Annotated in this window: 22 protein-coding genes; 16 read left to right on the top strand and 6 right to left on the bottom strand. The window is 65.5% G+C overall.

Annotated features, from left to right (window positions below; translation table 11 throughout):
• The first annotated feature begins 124 nt into the window (after positions 1-124).
• The 11 genes from E2L06_RS03290 (at position 125) to E2L06_RS03340 (ending at position 7,747) form a co-directional block, all read left to right on the top strand.
• Positions 125-973 carry a ribonucleoside-diphosphate reductase gene (locus tag E2L06_RS03290; protein WP_138778576.1) on the top strand — a complete coding sequence of 283 codons (849 nt, stop codon included), beginning with the start codon at positions 125-127 and terminating at the stop codon, positions 971-973.
• A 2-nt stretch (positions 974-975) separates the two neighbouring features.
• The gene (locus tag E2L06_RS03295; protein ID WP_138778578.1) at positions 976-1,947 is read left to right on the top strand and encodes a zinc-binding dehydrogenase; all 972 of its coding nucleotides are present in this window, start codon (positions 976-978) and stop codon (positions 1,945-1,947) included.
• A 55-nt stretch (positions 1,948-2,002) separates the two neighbouring features.
• Complete coding sequence (locus tag E2L06_RS03300) at positions 2,003-2,248, top strand: acyl carrier protein (protein ID WP_138778580.1); 246 nt, start codon at positions 2,003-2,005, stop codon at positions 2,246-2,248.
• A gap of 1 nt (position 2,249) precedes the next feature.
• On the top strand, positions 2,250-3,476 hold the full coding sequence (locus E2L06_RS03305; RefSeq protein ID WP_138778582.1) for a beta-ketoacyl synthase: 1,227 nt from the start codon (positions 2,250-2,252) through the stop codon (positions 3,474-3,476).
• Positions 3,473-3,931, top strand: a complete 459-nt coding sequence (locus E2L06_RS03310) for a holo-ACP synthase (protein WP_249361362.1) — start codon at positions 3,473-3,475, stop codon at positions 3,929-3,931. The genes E2L06_RS03305 and E2L06_RS03310 overlap by 4 nt, the downstream gene beginning before the upstream one ends.
• A 27-nt stretch (positions 3,932-3,958) precedes the next feature.
• On the top strand, positions 3,959-4,906 hold the full coding sequence (locus E2L06_RS03315) for an ACP S-malonyltransferase (RefSeq protein WP_138778584.1): 948 nt from the start codon (positions 3,959-3,961) through the stop codon (positions 4,904-4,906).
• On the top strand, positions 4,903-5,652 hold the full coding sequence (fabG, locus tag E2L06_RS03320) for a 3-oxoacyl-ACP reductase FabG (RefSeq protein ID WP_138778586.1): 750 nt from the start codon (positions 4,903-4,905) through the stop codon (positions 5,650-5,652). The genes E2L06_RS03315 and fabG overlap by 4 nt, the downstream gene beginning before the upstream one ends.
• Before the next feature lie 70 nt (positions 5,653-5,722).
• Positions 5,723-6,325, top strand: coding sequence for a dTMP kinase (tmk, locus tag E2L06_RS03325; RefSeq protein WP_138778588.1), 603 nt, complete (start codon positions 5,723-5,725; stop codon positions 6,323-6,325).
• 72 nt (positions 6,326-6,397) lie between these two features.
• Complete coding sequence (locus E2L06_RS03330; RefSeq protein WP_138782489.1) at positions 6,398-6,628, top strand: Lrp/AsnC ligand binding domain-containing protein; 231 nt, start codon at positions 6,398-6,400, stop codon at positions 6,626-6,628.
• Positions 6,629-6,770: 142 nt separating this feature from the next.
• Positions 6,771-7,517, top strand: a complete 747-nt coding sequence (locus tag E2L06_RS03335) for a TrkA family potassium uptake protein (RefSeq protein ID WP_138778590.1) — start codon at positions 6,771-6,773, stop codon at positions 7,515-7,517.
• Positions 7,517-7,747, top strand: a complete 231-nt coding sequence (locus E2L06_RS03340; RefSeq protein ID WP_138778593.1) for an Lrp/AsnC family transcriptional regulator — start codon at positions 7,517-7,519, stop codon at positions 7,745-7,747. The genes E2L06_RS03335 and E2L06_RS03340 overlap by 1 nt, the downstream gene beginning before the upstream one ends.
• 369 nt (positions 7,748-8,116) lie before the next feature.
• Here the strand turns inward: E2L06_RS03340 and E2L06_RS03345 are convergent, their stop codons facing one another.
• Complete coding sequence (locus E2L06_RS03345) at positions 8,117-8,311, bottom strand: hypothetical protein (RefSeq protein WP_138778595.1); 195 nt, start codon at positions 8,309-8,311, stop codon at positions 8,117-8,119.
• A 169-nt stretch (positions 8,312-8,480) separates the two neighbouring features.
• Between E2L06_RS03345 and E2L06_RS21705 the strand changes: the two genes are divergently transcribed.
• Entirely contained in the window at positions 8,481-8,651 is a 171-nt protein-coding gene (locus tag E2L06_RS21705) for a hypothetical protein (RefSeq protein ID WP_171052300.1), read from the top strand.
• Positions 8,652-8,695: 44 nt separating this feature from the next.
• On the opposite strand, the gene E2L06_RS03350 is transcribed toward E2L06_RS21705, so the two are convergent.
• Complete coding sequence (locus E2L06_RS03350; RefSeq protein ID WP_138778597.1) at positions 8,696-9,226, bottom strand: DUF5813 family protein; 531 nt, start codon at positions 9,224-9,226, stop codon at positions 8,696-8,698.
• 178 nt (positions 9,227-9,404) lie between these two features.
• Here E2L06_RS03350 and E2L06_RS03355 point away from each other — a divergent pair, with 178 nt between their 5' ends.
• A complete protein-coding gene (locus E2L06_RS03355) occupies positions 9,405-9,584 on the top strand; it encodes a hypothetical protein (protein WP_138778599.1) in 180 nt (59 codons plus the stop codon).
• 4 nt (positions 9,585-9,588) lie between these two features.
• Here the strand turns inward: E2L06_RS03355 and E2L06_RS03360 are convergent, their stop codons facing one another.
• The gene (locus E2L06_RS03360) at positions 9,589-10,881 is read right to left on the bottom strand and encodes an O-acetylhomoserine aminocarboxypropyltransferase/cysteine synthase family protein (protein ID WP_138778601.1); all 1,293 of its coding nucleotides are present in this window, start codon (positions 10,879-10,881) and stop codon (positions 9,589-9,591) included.
• Positions 10,882-11,066: 185 nt separating this feature from the next.
• Positions 11,067-12,080, bottom strand: a complete 1,014-nt coding sequence (locus tag E2L06_RS03365; RefSeq protein ID WP_138778603.1) for a sodium:calcium antiporter — start codon at positions 12,078-12,080, stop codon at positions 11,067-11,069.
• 383 nt (positions 12,081-12,463) lie between these two features.
• Between E2L06_RS03365 and E2L06_RS03370 the strand changes: the two genes are divergently transcribed.
• Positions 12,464-12,892, top strand: a complete 429-nt coding sequence (locus tag E2L06_RS03370; RefSeq protein ID WP_138778604.1) for a hypothetical protein — start codon at positions 12,464-12,466, stop codon at positions 12,890-12,892.
• Between the two features lie 220 nt (positions 12,893-13,112).
• Positions 13,113-15,242 carry an alkaline phosphatase PhoX gene (locus E2L06_RS03375; RefSeq protein ID WP_249361363.1) on the top strand — a complete coding sequence of 710 codons (2,130 nt, stop codon included), beginning with the start codon at positions 13,113-13,115 and terminating at the stop codon, positions 15,240-15,242.
• A 132-nt stretch (positions 15,243-15,374) separates the two neighbouring features.
• Here the strand turns inward: E2L06_RS03375 and gpmI are convergent, their stop codons facing one another.
• Both gpmI and E2L06_RS03385 read right to left on the bottom strand, forming a co-directional pair.
• The gene (gene gpmI / locus E2L06_RS03380) at positions 15,375-16,895 is read right to left on the bottom strand and encodes a 2,3-bisphosphoglycerate-independent phosphoglycerate mutase (protein WP_138778606.1); all 1,521 of its coding nucleotides are present in this window, start codon (positions 16,893-16,895) and stop codon (positions 15,375-15,377) included.
• 183 nt (positions 16,896-17,078) lie between these two features.
• Complete coding sequence (locus E2L06_RS03385) at positions 17,079-17,342, bottom strand: hypothetical protein (protein WP_249361364.1); 264 nt, start codon at positions 17,340-17,342, stop codon at positions 17,079-17,081.
• 126 nt (positions 17,343-17,468) lie between these two features.
• On the opposite strand from E2L06_RS03385, the gene E2L06_RS03390 reads away from it, so the two are divergent.
• On the top strand, positions 17,469-18,746 hold the full coding sequence (locus tag E2L06_RS03390) for a DNA double-strand break repair nuclease NurA (protein ID WP_138778610.1): 1,278 nt from the start codon (positions 17,469-17,471) through the stop codon (positions 18,744-18,746).
• The last annotated feature ends 6 nt before the right edge of the window (positions 18,747-18,752 follow it).

Here is an 18,752-nt window from a genome sequence, read left to right on the forward strand (position 1 = left end):
TCCTGCTCCGATAAATAGGTGAACGGCTACGTATGCAGCCAGCGGCGAATCGGATCGACTCGCCGACCCACACCGCCAGCCGGGATGGGCAGTCTTATTTTCGGGTTCATCAAACAAGGCTGACATGCCGCCGGACACACGGGAGACGACGGAGCGATATTTCAGGCAGGCCGTCGAGCGCCACTGGGACCCGTACGCGATCGACCTGACGGCCGACCGAGAGACGCTCACCGACCTCAGCCGGAGCGCGTTTACCCAGTTGCGCGCGACGCTCGCCATGTTCGGCGCGGGCGAGGAAAGCGTCACCGAGGATCTGGTGCCGGTCGCCGCGGTCGTCGACGACGACAGCGATCAGCGATTCGTCGCGAGCCACCTCTACGACGAGGCCAAACACGCCGCCTTCTTCGAGCGCTACTGGGCCGACGTTGTCAGGCCCGCCGCGGAGGCACGCGGCCTCGAGCCGACCGCGCCGACGGCCGACCGGTGGTTCACCGACTCCTACGAGGAAATCTTCAATCGGACCGAAACGGCAATGAATCGCCTGCTCGAGGCAGATACGCCCGAAAACCGGGCTCGAGCGTTCTGTCACTACCATCTGACGGTCGAGGGCGTCTTCGGCCAGACCGGTTTTCACGCCGTCGAGTCGACGTTCGGCCCGGAAACGGATGGGCCGTCGCTTCCCGGGCTGGTCGAGGGATTCAGCGGTATCCGACGAGACGAGGGTCGCCACGTCGGCTACGGGATGGGTCGACTTGGGGCCCTCCTCGAGCGCGGCGCGGTCGAGCGCTCGCTCGTCGAGGAGACGGTCATGGGCCTCGCCGACCTGGTCGACGCCGTCGTCGAGCGAATGGGCTGGCGTCGGCTTCCTGGGCCCGACAGCGACGACCTCGTGGCGTTCGTCGCCCAGCAGCGTCGGAACCGACTGCAGCAACTGCCTGGCGGAAACGCCGTCGACCCGGAGGCCGGGAACTGACGATGCGAGCTATCGAAGTCCACGAATATGGCGACAGCGACGTGCTGACGGTCACCGACCGGGACGTACCTGCGCCAAACGCGAATGAAGTCGCTATCGACGTCGCCGCCGCCGGCGTCAACTTCGCCGACATCGAGCAACGCCGTGGGGCCTATCCGGACAGTCCATCGCCGCCGTTCGTCCCGGGGCTGGCCGTCGCCGGCACCGTCACGGCCGCGCCGGCGACGAGCGACTTCGCGGTCGGCGACCGCGTCGCTGCGCTGCCGTCGACCGGTGGCTACGCGGCGGTCGCGACGGCACCCGTCGACCGCACGTTTCGGCTCCCAGACGCGATCGCGTGGGCCGACTCGACGGCCCTGCCGGTCCAGGGGTTGACCGCCCACAACGTCCTCCACGAGTGGGGCGAGTTGTCGGCCGGCGACCGGGTTCTGATCCACGCTGGAGCCGGCGGCGTCGGCTCGCTCGCCGTCCAGTTGGCCGCCGCGGCCGGGGCGACGGTCTTTGCGACTGCGAGCACCGCGGCGAAACGCGAGTTGGCTCGCGACCTCGGGGCCGACCACGCTATCGACTACACGGACATCGACGTCGCGGACGCCGTCCGCGAACGGACGGACGGCCGTGGCGTTGACCTCGTCATCGATGGAGTCGGCGGCGATGCCTTCGCTGCCAGCGTGGACGCGCTCGCACCGGTCGGTCGCATCGTCTCGTTCGGGATGGCGAGTGGATCGGTGCCGACCGTGGCGACCCCGCGACTGTTCTTCGCGAATCAATCTGTTCGCGGCTACCACCTCGAGCACGCCCTCGAACACGTTCCCGAGCGCGTCCTCGGTGCGGTGCCGTCGCTGATCGATCACGTCGCGACCGGCCACGTTGACGTCGTCGTCGACCGGACGCTGCCGCTGGCGGACGCCGAACAAGCACACGACGCGCTTGCTAACCGCGAGACGGTTGGAACAGTCGTCCTCGAACCCTAACGGGGTGCCGACGAGAATCGGGACGGTTTTGGCAGCGCTCGGGGAACGACAGCACATGACGGTTACGGAGAACGTATCAGTTCGTGTCGAAGAGATCGTTGCGGACCGATTGCGCGTCGATTCGGACGTGTTCGACGACGGAACGCCGTTCGACGGCGAGGCGCTCGACGCCGATTCGCTCGATCTGGTCGAGATCGCGGAGGCTATCGAGGCGGAGGTGGACGTCCACGTCCCCGACGAGGACTTAGAGGACCTCGAGACGGTCGGCGACCTGACGGCGTACGTCGCCGAGCGCGCCTGAGATGGGCCGCGACGTGGTCGTGACCGGCCTCGGACTGGTGACGCCGCTCGGCGAGAGCGTCGAGCGGACCTGGACGGGGCTGCTCGAGGGTGCAAGCGGTGCGGGGCGGATAACGCACTTCGATCCCGAGGAGGCGGGCCTGCGGGCCTCGACCGCCTGTGAAGTGGAGACGAAGCCGGCAGCTATCGCGCCCGATGACCGCGTCGACGACCGGACGATGGGCCGGTACGCCCAGTTCGCCGTCGCCGCCACCGCCGAGGCGCTCGACGACACCGGATTCGACGCCGCCAGCCCCGACTGGAACGCCGAACGGGTGGGAACCAGCATCGGCTCGGGACTGGCCGGCCTGGCCGAAATCGAAGCTGCGGCAGGCGCGCGCCCCTCGCCGTCGTTTCTCGTGAGCGCGCTGACGAACCTCGCAGCCGGGCACGTCAGCATGACGATCGGTGCGAAGGGGCCGAATCGCGCGCCAGGCACGGCGTGTTCGGCGGGCACGCACGCCATCGCAGCCGCGGCCGACGACATCCGGCGCGGCCGGGCCGACATCGTCGTCGCCGGCGGCACCGACGCCGCGATCTCGCCGCTCGGTGTCGGCAGCTTCGACGCGATGCGAGCGCTCAGCACCGCTGACGACCCTGCGACAGCGAGTCGCCCCTTCGACAGCGACCGGGACGGACTCGTTCTCTCGGAGGGCTGTGGCATCGTTGTTCTCGAGGCACGCGACCATGCCCGCAAGCGTGGCGCGACGCCATACGCCGCGATCACCGGAGCCGGCCGGACCGCCGACGCCCACCACCCTACGCGGCCGGCCGAAGCGGGTGACGGGCTTCGGCGCTGTCTCGAGCAGGCGCTTTTGGACGCTAACAGGAAGCCGGCCACCGTCGATCACGTCAACGCTCACGCGACGAGTACGCCCGTCGGCGACGCCCGTGAGGCCGACGCGCTCGCGACGGTGTTCGGCGAGGTTGAATCCGGCGTCCCGCCGACGACGAGTATCAAGGGCCACCTCGGACACGCGCTCGGCGCGGCTGGCGCGATCGAGGCCGTCGTCGTCGCACGGACTATCGCCGAGGGAACGATCCCGCCGACGGCAAACTACGAGACGCCCGATCCGGACTGTGACCTGCCGGTCGTCACCGAGCCACGCGAGACGGCCGTCGACGTCGCCGTGAGTACGTCGGCCGGCTTCGGTGGCACGAACGGGGTACTCGTGTTCGAACGTCCATGACGATGGCCGACGATGCACCCACTCTCGGCTCCGATCCCGTCGTTTTCCACGGCGTCGACGTCGTCTCTATCACTCGTATCGCCGACCTGCTCGCGGAGTTCGATGACTCGTTCCGTGACCGCGTGTTCACGCCTGCTGAACAGACCTATTGTGAGGCACAGGCCGATCCATCACAGCATTACGCCGCCCGATGGGCGGCCAAGGAAGCGTTCCTGAAGACGCTCGCTGGCACGTCTCCCGGCGTGCCCACCGCTGCCATCGAAATCGACCGCCGGGTCGACGGCCCGCATCTCTCGCTGGCACCCGCCGCGGCCGACGCACTCGCCGCGACGCTCGAGGAACGCGGCAGTTCGCTTGCGACGGCCGATATCGATGTCAGCCTGAGCCACGATCAGACCGCGGGCTACGCCGTTGGCTCGGTCACCGTCGTGGGGACGACGACTCGACACCACTAAGCGAGTGGTCTGACTCACACCACTGATATGACCACTGCCGAGTCCCTCACGACGCTCGACGGGACGGCGTTTCTCTTCCCCGGCCAGGGGAGCCAGACCGTCGGGATGGGACGGGCGTTCTACGACGACTGGCCCGAGACCCGCGCGGTATTCGACCGCCTCGACGCCGCCCTCGAGATCGATCTTCCGGAACTGTGCTTCGACGGGACCGCCGAGGCGATCCAGCGCCCGAGCAACACCCAGCCACTGTTGTTGGCGACGGGAATCGCGGTCTACGAGGGCGTGACGGCTCGCTTCGACGTCGAGCCGGCGGCCGTCGCCGGTCACAGCCTTGGGCACTTCACCGCGCTGGCGGCCGCCGGCGCGATCGATCCCGCAACCACAGCAGACCTCACCCACCGGCGAGGAGTGTGCATGGAACGAGCGGCAGCCGCCGACGGCCCGGGGACGATGGTCGCGGTGTTGCTGGCCGACCCGGAGGAGGTCGCCGAGGTCTGTGCCATCCGCGAGGACGTCGGCGTCGCCCTCTACAACGCGCCGAAACAGACCGTCATCAGCGGCACAGCCGAGGGCGTGGCGGCGGTCCGGGAACGGCTCGAGGAACGGACGACCGCCCGGTTTCGCGAACTCGACGTCGGCGCGGCGTTCCACTCGCCGGTGATGGCGTCGGCCGTCGACTGCGTCGAAACGGCGATGGCCGATGTGACGCTGCGCGAGGCCCAACTGCCCGTCGTTTCGGACGTGACCGGCGAGTACTATACCGATCCGGCCGTCGCACGGCGAGATCTGACGGCACAGATCACGTCGCCGGTCGACTGGGTGGCCGTCATCGAAACACTTCGCGAGCGTGGCATCGAGCGGTTCGTCGCGTTCCCGCCGGCCGGAGTACTGTCGGGACTCGTCGAGCGTATTGCACCTGAGGCCGAGTGCTGGGCGCTCGAGACGCCCGCGGACGCGCGTGAGATGTCCGCATGATTGACTTCGAGGGCGAGGTCGCGGTCGTCACCGGCGGGACACGCGGCATCGGCCGTGCGGTAGCGACGCGACTGGCCGAGTTGGGGGCGACCGTCGTCGCCACCTATCACGAGGACGACGCGGCTGCAGACGAGACGACGGCGGCGCTAGCGTCGTTCCCTGCTGAGACAGCAGTCGAGCGATTCGACGTCGCCGACTACGACGCGGTGGCGGCGACGTTCGAGACCATCGCCGAGCGGTATGGCTCCCCGACAGTACTGGTGAACAACGCTGGAACGGTGGCCGATGGCCTGCTGGTTCGGATGACACCCGAGCAGTGGCAGCGGGTCGTCGACGTCAACCTCACGGGCACGTTCTACTGTACGCGAGAAGCGGCCAGACGAATGCTACGACGTGACGACCGGGGCGGCCGAATCGTCAACGTCGCGAGCGTCGCCGCTCAGCACGGTGGGGTCGGGCAGGCCAACTACGCCGCGAGCAAAGCCGGCGTGCTCGGCTTTACGCGTGCGGCGGCCCGCGAACTCGGCGGAAAGGACATCCGCGTCAATGCCGTCAAACCCGGCTACACCGATACCGACCTGCTCGCGGAGACGCGTGGCCACGAGTCGGCTGTCGAGACGAACACCGCGAGCGGCCGCACCGCGACGCCCGAGGAAGTCGCTGACGTTATCGCGTTCCTGGCCAGCGACGCTGCCTCGTACGTCAACGGCGAAGTCGTGCGCGTCGACGACGGCCTCGTGCTGTGATCGGCAGCCGTCGACGCACCCGAGCGCGCCTCTCGACAGATTGTAGTATCCCTCACGACGAGGTGCGACCATGCTTGTCACGCTCGAGGGATTAGACGGTAGCGGCAAGACGACGGTCTGGGAGGCCTTACACGAGCGCTATCCCGACGCCGTGTTCACGCGGGAGCCGACGAACTCCTGGTACGGCGACGCCGTCTACCGATCGATCGAGGACGACGACGCCGATCCACTGGCGGAACTGTTTCTCTATACCGCCGACCACGCCGACCACCTCTCGCGGGTGATCGAGCCTGCCCTCGAGCGTGGCGACCTCGTGATCTCCGATCGCTATTCTGACTCGCGCTTTGCCTACCAGGGTGCGACTCTCGAGGCGGCCGACGGCCACGGCCTCGCGGACCCTCTGGAGTACGTCGTCGACGTCCATCGGCCGTTCTCGATCGAGCCCGACCTGACGATCTACCTCGATCTCGACCCCGAAACCGCCGCGGTCCGTGCAGGGACGACGAACAAGTTCGAACGCGCCGAGTACCTCGCGTCGGTGCGGGACAACTACGAACGCCTCCTCGAGCGCGATCCCGACCGCTTCGTCCGCGTCGATGCGACGCAGTCGCCCGAGGCGGTCCGCGAGGCGGTGACCGATGCGCTCGCCGAGGCCGTCGACGACGCTCACTGAGGGAGCGCGACGCCGTTCGCGATCGGGCCCCGGGCAAAGGCTTTAGTCGTGCCACAGCGTACCACACTGGCGATGGTCCACGCGTTCATTATGGTGAAGACCGCTGCCGGGAAATCCGAGGGCCTGCTCGCCGAGATCGACGAGCTCGAGACGGTCTCCGATGCCCACATCGTGGCGGGCAACTACGACATCATCGCCGAGATCGACGCCCAAGAGGTCTACGACGTGCTCCAGACGGCCTCCTCGCGGATGCAGCGACTCGGCGGCGTCACCGATACGAAGACCTACATCGCGATGGGCTGATCGCTCGCTCACAGAGGTCACTGCTACCGTCGTCGTGTCGGGTTCGGCGCGTGTTTTTCGTGCTGCAGCCGCTGCCACAGGCAGCCACGGTCCGTGCTAGTCGGGGGCAAACTTATTCACAGGGGCGAGCGTACCCCTGTCTATGCAGTTCGTCATTATCGGGGCTGGACGGGTCGGGCTGCGGACGGCACGTGTCCTGCGAGACGAAGGCCACGAGATCATGCTGGTCGAACGCGACGAACAGCGGATCAAACGCGCCCAGAATCAGGACTTTCCCGTCATCGAGGGCGACGGCTCCCGCGAACCCATCCTCGAGGAGGCCGGCGTCGAAGACGCCGACGCCGTCGGCGCGCTGACCAGCGACCTCAACGTCAACTTCACCGCCTGCATGGTCGGGAACCACCACGGTTGTCGAACCGTCATGCGGATCGACGAGGCCTACCGCGAGGGGATCTACCGCAAGTACGCCGATCAGGTCGACGAGATTATCCACCCCGAGCGACTGGGCGCGATCGGTGCGAAAAACGCCCTGCTGGGCGGGACGATCCGGGCTATCGCCGACATCGCTCCGAGCCTGCAGGTCGTCGAACTCACGGTCACCGACGCGGCACCCGTCAACGGGTACACGCTCAGCGAACTGCACCTGCCCGCCGACGCGACCGTCCTCGCGTTCGGCAAGAACAACAGTCCCCTCGAGATCCCGACCGAAGACAGCTCGCTCGAGGTCGGCGACCGGCTCGTCGTTCTCGCGGACTTCGACGTCTTGAGTGAGGTCCGGCAGCTGCTGGTCGGCGAAACGCCGATGGAGGCGGCCGCGAACGCCGGCTCGGGCTCGAGTTCGATCTCGACGGACCGTGACGCGGACAGCGACACTGGAGGGATGAACTAATGGTCACTGCATTCGTCATGATCAAGGCGAACACGGGCGAGGCGGATCGGCTCAAAGACAGCATCGAATCCATCGCAGGCGTGCAATCGGCGCACATCGTTGCCGGCGATGTCGACCTCATCGCGAAAGCACGGGTCGAGACGCCGGCCGAAGTCAAAGAAATCGCGGCGACGCACATCCAGGCCATCGAAGGAATCGAGGATACGCAGACGTACATCGCGATGGACTAAGAACGAAATTTTACTCTGCGGTCTACGACGGCGACGGCAGCTTCGCTGCCGCACACCGTCGCGTCTCTCGGTAAATTCTTCAAAAGAGTGCTCACGCTCTTTTGGATTTCGCGAGATCTTTGATCCCGCTCAGTGTCGATCAAACGCACTCCTCCCTCCCCGTTGGGTCGGTTGTCGGCCCGCTCGCTCACCCTTTTGGGTTCGCTCGCGGTCGGTAACGGGGTGAACGCCTGCCCTTCCCCGGGTCGCGCGACTCTCGCGTCTGCTCGAGTCACGCTCTCGGCCACAGCCCCCGCAGGGAGCCATTTGACAGTGCTCACACCGTATTTTGTGTGCTTTTCGTCCCCTGATGACCGCCCTGGATCTGTTTCACACCGATTCTGCGATGGGTTGCCATGGTGCTGGGAAGACACCGATCAATGTCAGGGCGATCGGTGCAAACCAGTATGCAACGATAAACCGGGGGCTGAGGTCGTCGTGTATCCATAGATACGTTGCAAAAAGAATGAACGGAAGCGTGAGAACGGCCCAGACTGCGACGATTCGCTGGGTCTCACCCATCATAGTCGGTTCCAAAACATTGGAAATCAAATATATTCGGGATTCCACCCACCACGCATTCTCTAGCCCAATTTATGTTGTCCCGGTTATGGTTCGGGTCGCTCTCACCATGGGGTACGGAAGTAATCATATGGCTGGCGTATCTATCACTCGAGCAACCACTCGACTCACAATGAGCCGAAACCGCTACAAAGCGAGCATCGGGACCACGATGGTCCTTCTGGGGCTCGCTCAGGCTGGGTGGGGCGTCATGGGTAACGACCAACTCTTCGCCGCCTTGGGCCTCGGCTATGCTGCTATCGGTCTCGGCTACCTCTGGACCGAGGTCTGCACCGCCGAGTAGTCCAACGGAATGATCCGAAATCGGTCGTTCACGCCGATAGCTCGTCACATCGGCATGCCGCCGCTGCTCCCCTCCTCGTCGGCTGCCTGCTGACCCCGCTGTTGGGCGTTCTCGAGCAGCGTCGCCGCCGGCCCGCGGTAGTCGTAGCCGGGGATGATTCCCTGTGCGTAGGTGCCCTCGACGAACTCGATCAGGGCTTTGGCGTCTTCGACGCCCTCGCTTGCGTCCCAGGCGGTGTACTCGAGGTGAACCCGGACCTCTCCGGCGTCGCGCTCGAGCGTTGGCTCGTCGTAGGTGTTCGTGTGGGCGACGCCGAAGACGTCCTGTAAGCGGCGCTCGAGCGTTTCGAACCAGCCGTCTTCGACGACGTCCGCGACAGTTTCGTCGGCGACCGCGGCGTCGAGCGTCGGGAGGGCGACGGTAACGCGGAAGCGACCGTCGCGCTTACCCTCGGCGTCCTCGGCCGTGACGGTCGTCTCGAAGACGGTAGTCGTGAGGTCGTAGCCGTCGTCGGTGCGATCGAACGCGTCGTGAGAGTCGAGTGCGCGGTCGACGGGGGCCGGAAGATCGGTCATCGGTCATCCAGAGGGGCGTGACGAAAAAGGGTGTTTTGGAGTAGCTGACTCGCCGCTTCGGCGGCGACCGAACGATGGCCGTTTGGCGGTCGATACTGGATCGTTTCACCGAGAAACATCGCGTTGTGGCCGAAACGGACCCCGGATACTTCCCGGCACTCCGGCATCGCTCGACGGCATGACTCTCGATCGGAAAACTGCGGACCGTCGTCGATTCGCTCGCCTCCTCGGGACGGATGGCGACCGCGGCTCTGGCTTGCCCGTTATCGGGACCGATACCGACAGCGAGGCAGCCGACGAAGACGACGACCGTGACAGCGCCACTGACGCCACGTCCGACCGCCGCACTCGCTCGTGACTCCTTACGCCTGTTCGATAGCCTGATCGAGGTCGGCGATCACGTCGTCGACGTCCTCGATGCCGACCGAGAGGCGCACGAGGTCGTCGGTGACGCCGCCGGCCAACTTCTCTTCCTTGGTGAGTTGCTGGTGAGTCGTACTCGCGGGGTGGATGATCAGCGTCTTCGCGTCGCCGACGTTCGCCAGCAGGCTCGTCAGGTCGACCTCGTTACAGACCGTCTCGGCGGCGTCGTAGCCACCTTCGAGCCCGAAGGTGATCATGCCGCCGTAGCCGCCCTCGAGATACTTCGCGGCGTTCTCGTGGGTCTCGTGGCTCTTGAGGCCAGGGTAGTTGACCCATGCCACGTCGGAGTGGTCCTCGAGGTACTCCGCGACGGCCATCGCGTTCTCGCAGTGTTTCTCCATGCGCAGGGGCAGCGACTCGAGTTTCTGGAGGGTGACCCAGGCGTCGAACGGCGACTGCTGGTTGCCCAGGTCTCGCAGGCCGCGGGTCCGAGCGGCGAACGCGAAGGCCGCGTCGCCGAACGTCTCGCGGAAGTTGACGCCGTGATAGGCCGGGTTCGGCTCGGTGAGTTCGGGGAAGTCGCCGTCCTCCCAGGGGAACGAGCCGCCGTCGACGAGAATCCCGCCGACGGTCGAGCCTGCACCGTGGATCCACTTTGTCGTCGAGTTCCAGACGAGGTCCGCGCCGTGCTCGAGCGGTCGGCACAGATACGGCGTCGCGAACGTGTTGTCGACGAACAGCGGGACGTTGTGCTCGTGGGCGATGTCGGCGATTCGCTCGATGTCCGGGGTGACGAGCGCGGGGTTGCCGATCGTCTCGAGGTGGACAAAGGCGGTGTCGTCGTCGATGGCCTCGGCGTAGGCCTCGTAGTCGAGCGTGTCGACGAACTTCGTCTCGACGCCGCGTTTCGAGACGGTGTGGGTGAGGTAGGTGTAGGTCCCGCCGTAGAGCGACGACGAGGAGACGATGTTGTCGCCGACGTCCGCGAGAATGAACGTCGCGAGGTCGAACGCAGCCATCCCGGAGGCGGTCGCGAGCGCGCCGACGCCGCCTTCCAGCGTCGCGATGCGTTCCTCGAGCATCGCGTTCGTCGGGTTCATGATCCGCGAGTAGATGTTGCCCAGTTCCTCGAGGCCGAACAGCGCGGCGGCGTGGTCGGTATCCTCGAACTCGTAGGACGTGGTCTGGTACAGTGGCGGCGCGCGGGCACCCGTCGTCGGGTCCGGTTCCTGACCGGCATGGATGCTGTTCGTTGCGAAGCGATGGCCGTCCGAATCGGAATCGTCACTCATACCTGAGTCGTTGCAGCCACTCCACGTAAAACCCCTCGCGTTTCCCTTGACGCCGGAATACGACCGAGATGCGGGCAGATATTACCGAGTACCGCATGGTACTCATACGGTCTGCTGTCCCGATGTCCCAGTGGGACCGCAGTGTGGGTCGCGAGTGCACCGGCACTGGCTGACAGGAGTCCGTATCAGACCTCGAGCACGGTGACGATACGAAGGCTCTCGAGGAGGAGCCAGCAGACGAACGCGCCATAGAGCCCCAACAGCAGCCACGCCTCGCGCGTCGAGAGGCGCATTTCGGTGCGGGAAATCGCGAAGAAGACGATCGTTGCGAGCACCAGAAAGGCCATCATCGGGACGATGTGGGCGAAATTGACCGTTAGCGAGCCCGCGACGAGGACGCCGACCGGGACGGCGACCAGCAGGTCGAAGGTGTTGCTCCCGAGGACGTTCGCCAGCGTCACCGTCGGCCGATCCGCTTGGGCGGCTGCGATGCTGACGAACGTATCGGGCAGGCTCGAGCCGGCGGCGACGACGGTCATCCCCCAGAGGAACGAGGGGGTTCCGAACGCGTCGCCGAGACCGACCGCCGACCGAACGAGGGCCTCGACGCCGACGACGATCGCCACCAGCCCGACGCCGAACTGAACCCAGGTCGGGAACATGTCGACCGACGTGTCCGTCGTTGCGCCCTCGTCGGCGGCATCGAGGTACTGAGTGAAGATGTAGAGGCCGTACAGCGCGACGGGAAACAGCGCAAGCGGCCGCGAGACGTCGCCTCGAACGAGCCCGTCGCCGCCGGCAACCGGGTTGTAGATGACCGCCAGCGAGAACGTCAACAGTAGCGACGCGACCGCGAGCATGTAGAACAGCGATTCCTTATAAACTAGCTCGCGCGACGTGTCGATGCCGCCGCCGACCACCACGGCGAGGCCGGGAATCGCCAGCAAATTGAACACCGCCGAGCCGACGATCGACCCCACGCCGAGTTCGAACTCGCCGTGAATCAGTGTCGCGAGCAACACGCTCACCAGTTCGGGCATGCTCGAGCCGACGGCGGCGATAACAGCTCCCTGCACGACCGCCGGCAGCCCATACGCGGCTGCGAGGTCGTTGGCTGCCTCCTCGAGTCTGGCGCTGCCGTACCAGAGCACGCCCGTTCCGACGGCAGCGAGGGCGAGCAACCCCGCGATTTCGATCATGACTGGGTCGCTTGTCGGCGACTGACCGTCGATCCGTGCCGAAACAGTTGGTTGCGCTCGCCTCGTCGGGCGGTTGGCTCCTGCGTCGCCGGTTCCTCGGTGGCTTCCGCTTCCATGTCTCGCCCTTATCGCGCAGACGTGTAAAGATAGCAGAACCTCGCGGCGATGGCGTTACGATCGCTACACTGCGGGGTGCTCGTGCGGCCGTCGACTCGAGTGGGGGTTGTAATAAACGAGGGAGCGCTCTATATCGCTCGTGAGCACTCCGTGAGCGGTGGTACTGCTACTAGCAACGCTCATACGCACGGCACCCGGCACTTGGTTCACGACGGTACGTGCGACGGACCCCCGTCCGAACCGCTGCCGAGCGACATCGACCACCCATGTCCGAATCAACGTCACGGTCACCGAGCGACGACACGGAATCGGTCTACAACGACTACATACTGGCTGTCCGAATCCTCGAGGTCACGCCGCCGGACGCCGAGACACCGCAGTACCGGTTCGAGGCACCCCAGCATACGCCGATCACGTTCGAGGAGCCGGAGATGGCGACGCTCTACGCCGATATCTACTTCGACACGAACGGCTTTCAGGAGGCGGGGACCGGCGACCGGGGCGTTCCGCCGGAGGTCATTCAGGCGGGCCGGGATACGCTCGCGGCGTACTTCCTCACGATGCCCGGCACGGACATAAACTGGGTGGCATCGTTTTACGGGAAAACACCCCCGAAGATCGAGCGCTACGTCGCGTCCGTCCGCCAGCGCGCCCAGGAGATCCGTGCGAACGCCGCTGAACAGGGGCTCGAGTAGCCGATAGCTACCCCTCACACTGGGAGCAGTCGAGGCTCTCTTTTTGGACCGAATCCTCACTCGAGTAGTCGAATCGTCGTCGGTGTCTATTCGACGCTGCGTAGATCGGTCGGAAGTCGAACGGAGAGCTACATAGGGTTCCGTACGCTTCGTTTAGGGATTGATGAATAAATATTAAAAATATAAAATTCCTATAATACGCTGGTCCGTTACGGAACTGATGGTCGATTTAACTCGACGCAACCTGATGGAAGTCTCAGTCGCCGCAGCGCTCGGCGCGAGCGTCACTGGCGTCGCGAGCGCCGCCGACCCTGACGATCCCGACACACCGTTGGCACCGCACGTCGACGGAGAATTAAAGCGGTTCTCCTCGACCGCGCTCGGCGCGGAAGTCACCGGGCCGTTCGTGTTCGATGAAGGATCGCTGCTCTACAGCCTCCAGCACCCGAGCCGCGACAATCCCGCGCCGTACGACGAGGCCGGCATCGGCTACTTCAGCGGCTTCCAGTTCGAGTTCGACGGCAGCAACGACGACTTCGACGAGCTGTCGACGCCCCAGACGAACGCGGAACAGCAGACGGTCCGCGGCGCTGACGGCGAGTTCACGTTCCTCGCACGGGCTCACGAGGCGATCAACGGGGGGACCGAAGAACTCGGCGTCGTCCAGACGCCCGATGGCGAAAATATCACGACCGACGCGTTCGCCGGCACGCAGTACGGCGACGCCGCGTACAACCCTGACTGTAACCAGTTCGTCCCCACGACTGCGGACAGCACCGAGGGCTATCTCTTTACGAACTGGGAGAACAGCCCCGGCAACGTCTCCCGGATCCCGATCAGCCGGACCGACGACGGCGAGTGGGAGGCTGACCTCGAGAACGCCATCAACATCGCGAACACCGAGCCGATGCGCGAACTTGGTGGGACGCGCATCAACTGTTACGGTGATCTGAGTCCGTGGACGACGATGCTCTCCTCCGAAGAGAACTACGCACACCCACGCGTTTCGCTGGCCGCGACGGTCGGCGACATCGTCGAGGCAGGGACGGGCAAGGGACGCCGCGGCGCCCACGAGTTCTGGAACCGACCGAACCCCTCGGCGATCCAGGGCGCCGTCGACGACTACTACGGCGACGAAGCCTGGGGCATTCAGGGCTACTGGGCGATGACTGGCGTCGAGTTCCTCGCGTACTATCTCGGCGCGGACCCCGTCGACCAGGGTGCCGACGGGAACACGACCGAGCCGATCGGTGACGTCTATCCAAATCCCTACCGCTACGGCTATCACGTCGACATCCGCAAGCCGGCAGCCGACACGCCACAGCCCGTGAAGTACTACGTGATGGGGCGGGCCGCCTGGGAAGCACCGGACATCCAGTCCGACAAAAAGACCGTCTACGGCTGCTCTGACGGCGACAGCAAGGGGATCTACAAGTTCGTCGCCGACGAGCCGATCGACAGCCACGACGATCCCATGGATGTCGCCGGCACGCTCTACGCCCCCAAAGTGACCAACGAGGAAGCCGCTCGTGAACTGCCGCCGGCAGCAATCGACCTCGAACTCGAGTGGCTCGAGCTGGGCCGTGCCACCAACCGCGAGGTCGAAGCGTGGATCGCCGAGTACGACGGGATTACCCAGACCGATTACCTCGAGACCCACGCCGAAACCGACTGGGAGACGGACCTCGAAACCGCACTCGAGGAAGCAGACAAGGCGGTCATCGAACACGGCAACCAGGACTACATCACCGACGAGGAGATCATCCGCTGGGCCAACCAGTACGAGGCAACCGGTCCAGACGGCGTCGATCCGGAACTCCGGCGCGTGCCGTTCCTCGAGACGCGCGCGGCCGCCAAGGAAATCGGCGCGACCATCGAGTTCAACAAAGCCGAGGGCGTCGACAGCGTCGACGGAGCCGGGCCGGGCGATTACGTCTACTTCGCCATCTCCGAACTCAACGACGACCTCTCCGCCGAGGAGGGTTACGAAGGCGTCGGCGACGTCCAGCTCGAGCGAGTCGACGGCGGCGTCGTCTACCGGGCGGAACTCGAGGCGGATTTCAACGTCTCGGAGCTCGAGCCGGTCATCGTCGGGCCGGACGCGAGCGACCCAGCAGCCGTCGCGGACGACGCGCTCATCAATGTCGACAACGTGCTCGTGATAGACGACGGCCGCGTGCTCTGCTGTGAGGACGCCGACCAGTTCGGCCGCTCGTACAGCAACGATTGTCTCTACGTGTACGAACCGCCGGAAAACGACTTCCCCGGCCGTCCGGCCGAACAGCCCGGCCGTCACGCCGAGCATCCGGGCCGTGGTCGCGGACGAGGCAAGGACGACAACGACGACTGACGGAGGGCTGCCTATCTGGCGAGCGCTGTCGATATCGATTCGATGACGAACTGATTTTTTGACGTGCCCTTCGAACGCATGTCGTTCAGACGAGCGTAGGGCGACAGCAATTCTAAGAGGGTTACGACGCGCTCACTCGAGCAGCGACTCGCCGGTCATCTCGGGTGGCTGGTCGAGGTCGATCGCCTCGAGCATCGTCGGCGCGATATCGGCGAGCGTGCCGCCCTCGCGGACGGTTCGACCGCCGTCGGTGCCGTCGGGAGCGAGATAGACCAACGGCACCTCGTTGTACGTGTGTGCCGTGTGGGGGTCTGCTTCGGTTCCCATGTCGTCGGCGTTGCCGTGGTCTGCAGTGATGAGGACGTGTGCGCCGGCGGCCTCGAGCTGGTCGACGAGTCGCCCGAGCTGGTCGTCGACGGCTTCGACGGCCTCGATCGCGGCTTCGTAGTCGCCGGTGTGACCGACCATGTCCGGGTTGGCGTAGTTTAACACGAGGACATCCGGATCGTCAGCGTCGATGGTCTCGATCGCAGTGTCGGTCACCTCGGGCGCGCTCATTTCGGGTTGCTGATCGTAGGTCGGCACGTCGGGGCTCTCGACGATCTTTCGGATCTCGCCGTCGAACTCGACCTCGCGGCCACCATTGAGGAAGTAGGTCACGTGGGCGTACTTCTCGGATTCGGCGATCCGCAACTGCGTCTTCCCGGCGTCAGCCAGCACCTCGCCGAGCACCTGTTCGGGCTGGTTCGGCGGATACGCCACGGGGAGGTCGAAGGTCTTGTCGTACTGAGTCATCATCACGACCTCGGCATCCGGCGGGCTGGTTGCGCACTCGTCAGCCCAGTCGTCGGATCGAATGTCCGCGAGCATCCGCGTGAGCTGTCGTGCACGATCGGAGCGGAAGTTGAACCAGACGACTGCGTCGCCATCTTGTAGCGCAGGCTGTCCTTCGATCACCGTCGGCTCGACGAACTCGTCGGTCTCGCCGCGGTCGTACGATTCTTCGACCGCGTCGACGGCTGACTCGGCGGTCCACTCCGCTTCGCGGTTGGCGATGGCGTCGTACGCTCGTTTGGTCCGCTCCCAGTTCTGATCGCGGTCCATCGCGTAGTACCGGCCCGAGACCGTCGCTACGTCGCCGGTGCCGTGCTCGGCGATCACGTCCTCGAGCGTGCCGAGATAGTCCCGGCCGCCGGTCGGCGAGGTGTCGCGACCGTCGGTGATCGCGTGAGTGACGGCCTCGACGTCGCGGTCGGCCGCCAGCTCGATCAGCGCGTGGAGGTGCTCCTGATCGGAGTGGACGCCCCCGTCACTGACGAGGCCGAGGAAGTGAACGCGGCCGTCGTTGTCGCGCGCTCGGTCGAACGCCTCGTTGATCGCGTCGTTCTCCCGGAACGAACCGTCCGTGATGGAGTCCGAGATGCGAGTGTACTCCTGATAGACGACGCGGCCAGCACCGATGTTCAGGTGGCCGACTTCGCTGTTGCCCATCTGTCCCTCGGGGAGGCCGACGCGTCGACCGGCGACCTCGAGCCGGCCGTACGCGCCCGATTCTGCCAGGCGGTCGAAGACCGGCGTTTCGGCCGCGTCGACCGCGTCCCTGCCGCCGTCACCGAGTCCCCAGCCGTCGAGGACGATCAGCGCAGCTTCCATACCAGATCGGAAACTAGCATATCCTAACTACCTGTCGTTGTCGTCGTCAACAATGGCCTGCTGCCGGCACTGCTCACCACCAGCGTATCAGTAATTGGTTAGTTCTGTGGACCGACTCGAGCGGCCGAGCCCAGGTCGACTGCATCGCGTCGCCGAGCCGACTCGAGTCAACCAGTGGCGCGGTCAGTCGTCGTGACGGTGATCGAACGTCGTCCCGCAGTCGCCACAGACGGTCGCGTTGCCGGGCGTGCTCCGCTGTGCGAAGACGGCACCGCACTCGTCACAGATCATAAAGAGACGGTGTTCCGGCGGGACGCCGGCTTCGAAGTCGGCCCGGATCCAGGCGTCGGGGTTCCCCTCTTCGTAGATGGTGACCCCAGACCCGTTCTGTCGCCAGTTGATCGCACGCTCGTCGGAGGTAACGGTCGCCGATTCTCGCTCGGACATCCAGATATTACCAGCCTCGAGCCGTCCATACATACGTTTTCTGATAGTAATTTACACGAACCCGAGTCAACATCGTCGTCGTTCACGACCACTGGCTTTTTGCGGGTCGGGCGGGAGCCCCCTGTCATGACGCTCGATCCGGTCCACTTCGACGGTATCGCGCGGCTCGCGAGGCGGATCGACCACGGGACCGACGAGCGCGACCGTCGCGCCTTCGCCGAGACCGTCTGGGAGCAGTTCCTCGATCCCTTGCTCGACGACGGCCGGCGGGTCCTCGAGCCGGTCGACGAGCAGGCGCGGCGGGTGGTCGACTGCGAGGCGGTTGCGTTGCGCGACCGCGAGTTTCCGACCGAGCACGGCCTCGACGCGGGGACGATCAACCCGACGACGTTCAAAAACGGGCTCGTCATCGACATCGCGCAGGCGGCGATGAGCGCGACGCCGAGCGATCTCGACCTCCACCGGTCGCGGACGACCGTGATGACGGTCCACTCGAACGACGAGACGATGTCCGTCGACGAGACCTGGGGGAAGTTCGACGAGGGCTACAGCCGGAGTCGCGCGGTCAAGATCCCACCGCTGCCCCGCTTTGCCGAGGGCGTCGTCCACGCGCTGGCGCTGTATCTCGCCGAGAGCACCCACGCTCGCGATCACGCCGCCGACGTTTCTGATCTCCTCGTCCTCGACGGCCCGCTGTACCCGCGGGGCCTGCTGCGCTGGGCCGACCAGCATCCCGATCTGGCCGACTTCCTGCTCGACGATCCCCGACCCACGACGGTCCTCGAGAACTACGTCCGGCTGGTCGAGGAGTTCGTCGACCGGGACGTGCCGCTCGTCGGCTTCGTCAAAAACCCCGCGACGCGCGTCGTCACGCGGACGCTGAAATCGAACCGGGAGATCGACGTCAGCATCCCATGGAGCAACGATTCGGCGCTGTTTACCCGGCTGCTCGAGCGCGGCGAGTACGTCGACGACGTCGACGGCGAGCGCTGGGAACGGGATACCTCGTCGCTATCGTACACGAACTGGTTCCTGTCGCGCGGTGGCGTCGATCACCCGCTCTCGGCCGAGGGCGACGCGCTCGGCGTCGATCGACGCCTCGAGCGCTCGGCCTACGAGGTCACCTTCTTCGTCGTCTACGATCCGCGCGACGACCTGCTGTATCGGATCGAGGCCCCGTACGCGTTCACGAAGGATTCAGAGACGCGCGATCGACTGACGATGCAACTGTTACAGGATATCGCCATCGCCCACGGGCCGCCGACGATCGTGGAGAAGGCCGACGAACTCGCTCGAATCAGCAACGCGGAGAAGGCCTCGCTTCGTGAGACGCTCGAGACGCAGTTCGACACGGTTCAGGACCGGACGTACGACGATCACCGCTGGGACGACCAGCCGTACTGATCGATC

The sequence above is a fragment of the Haloterrigena sp. H1 genome (assembly GCF_005938085.1).
Taxonomy (GTDB): Archaea; Halobacteriota; Halobacteria; order Halobacteriales; family Natrialbaceae; genus Natrinema.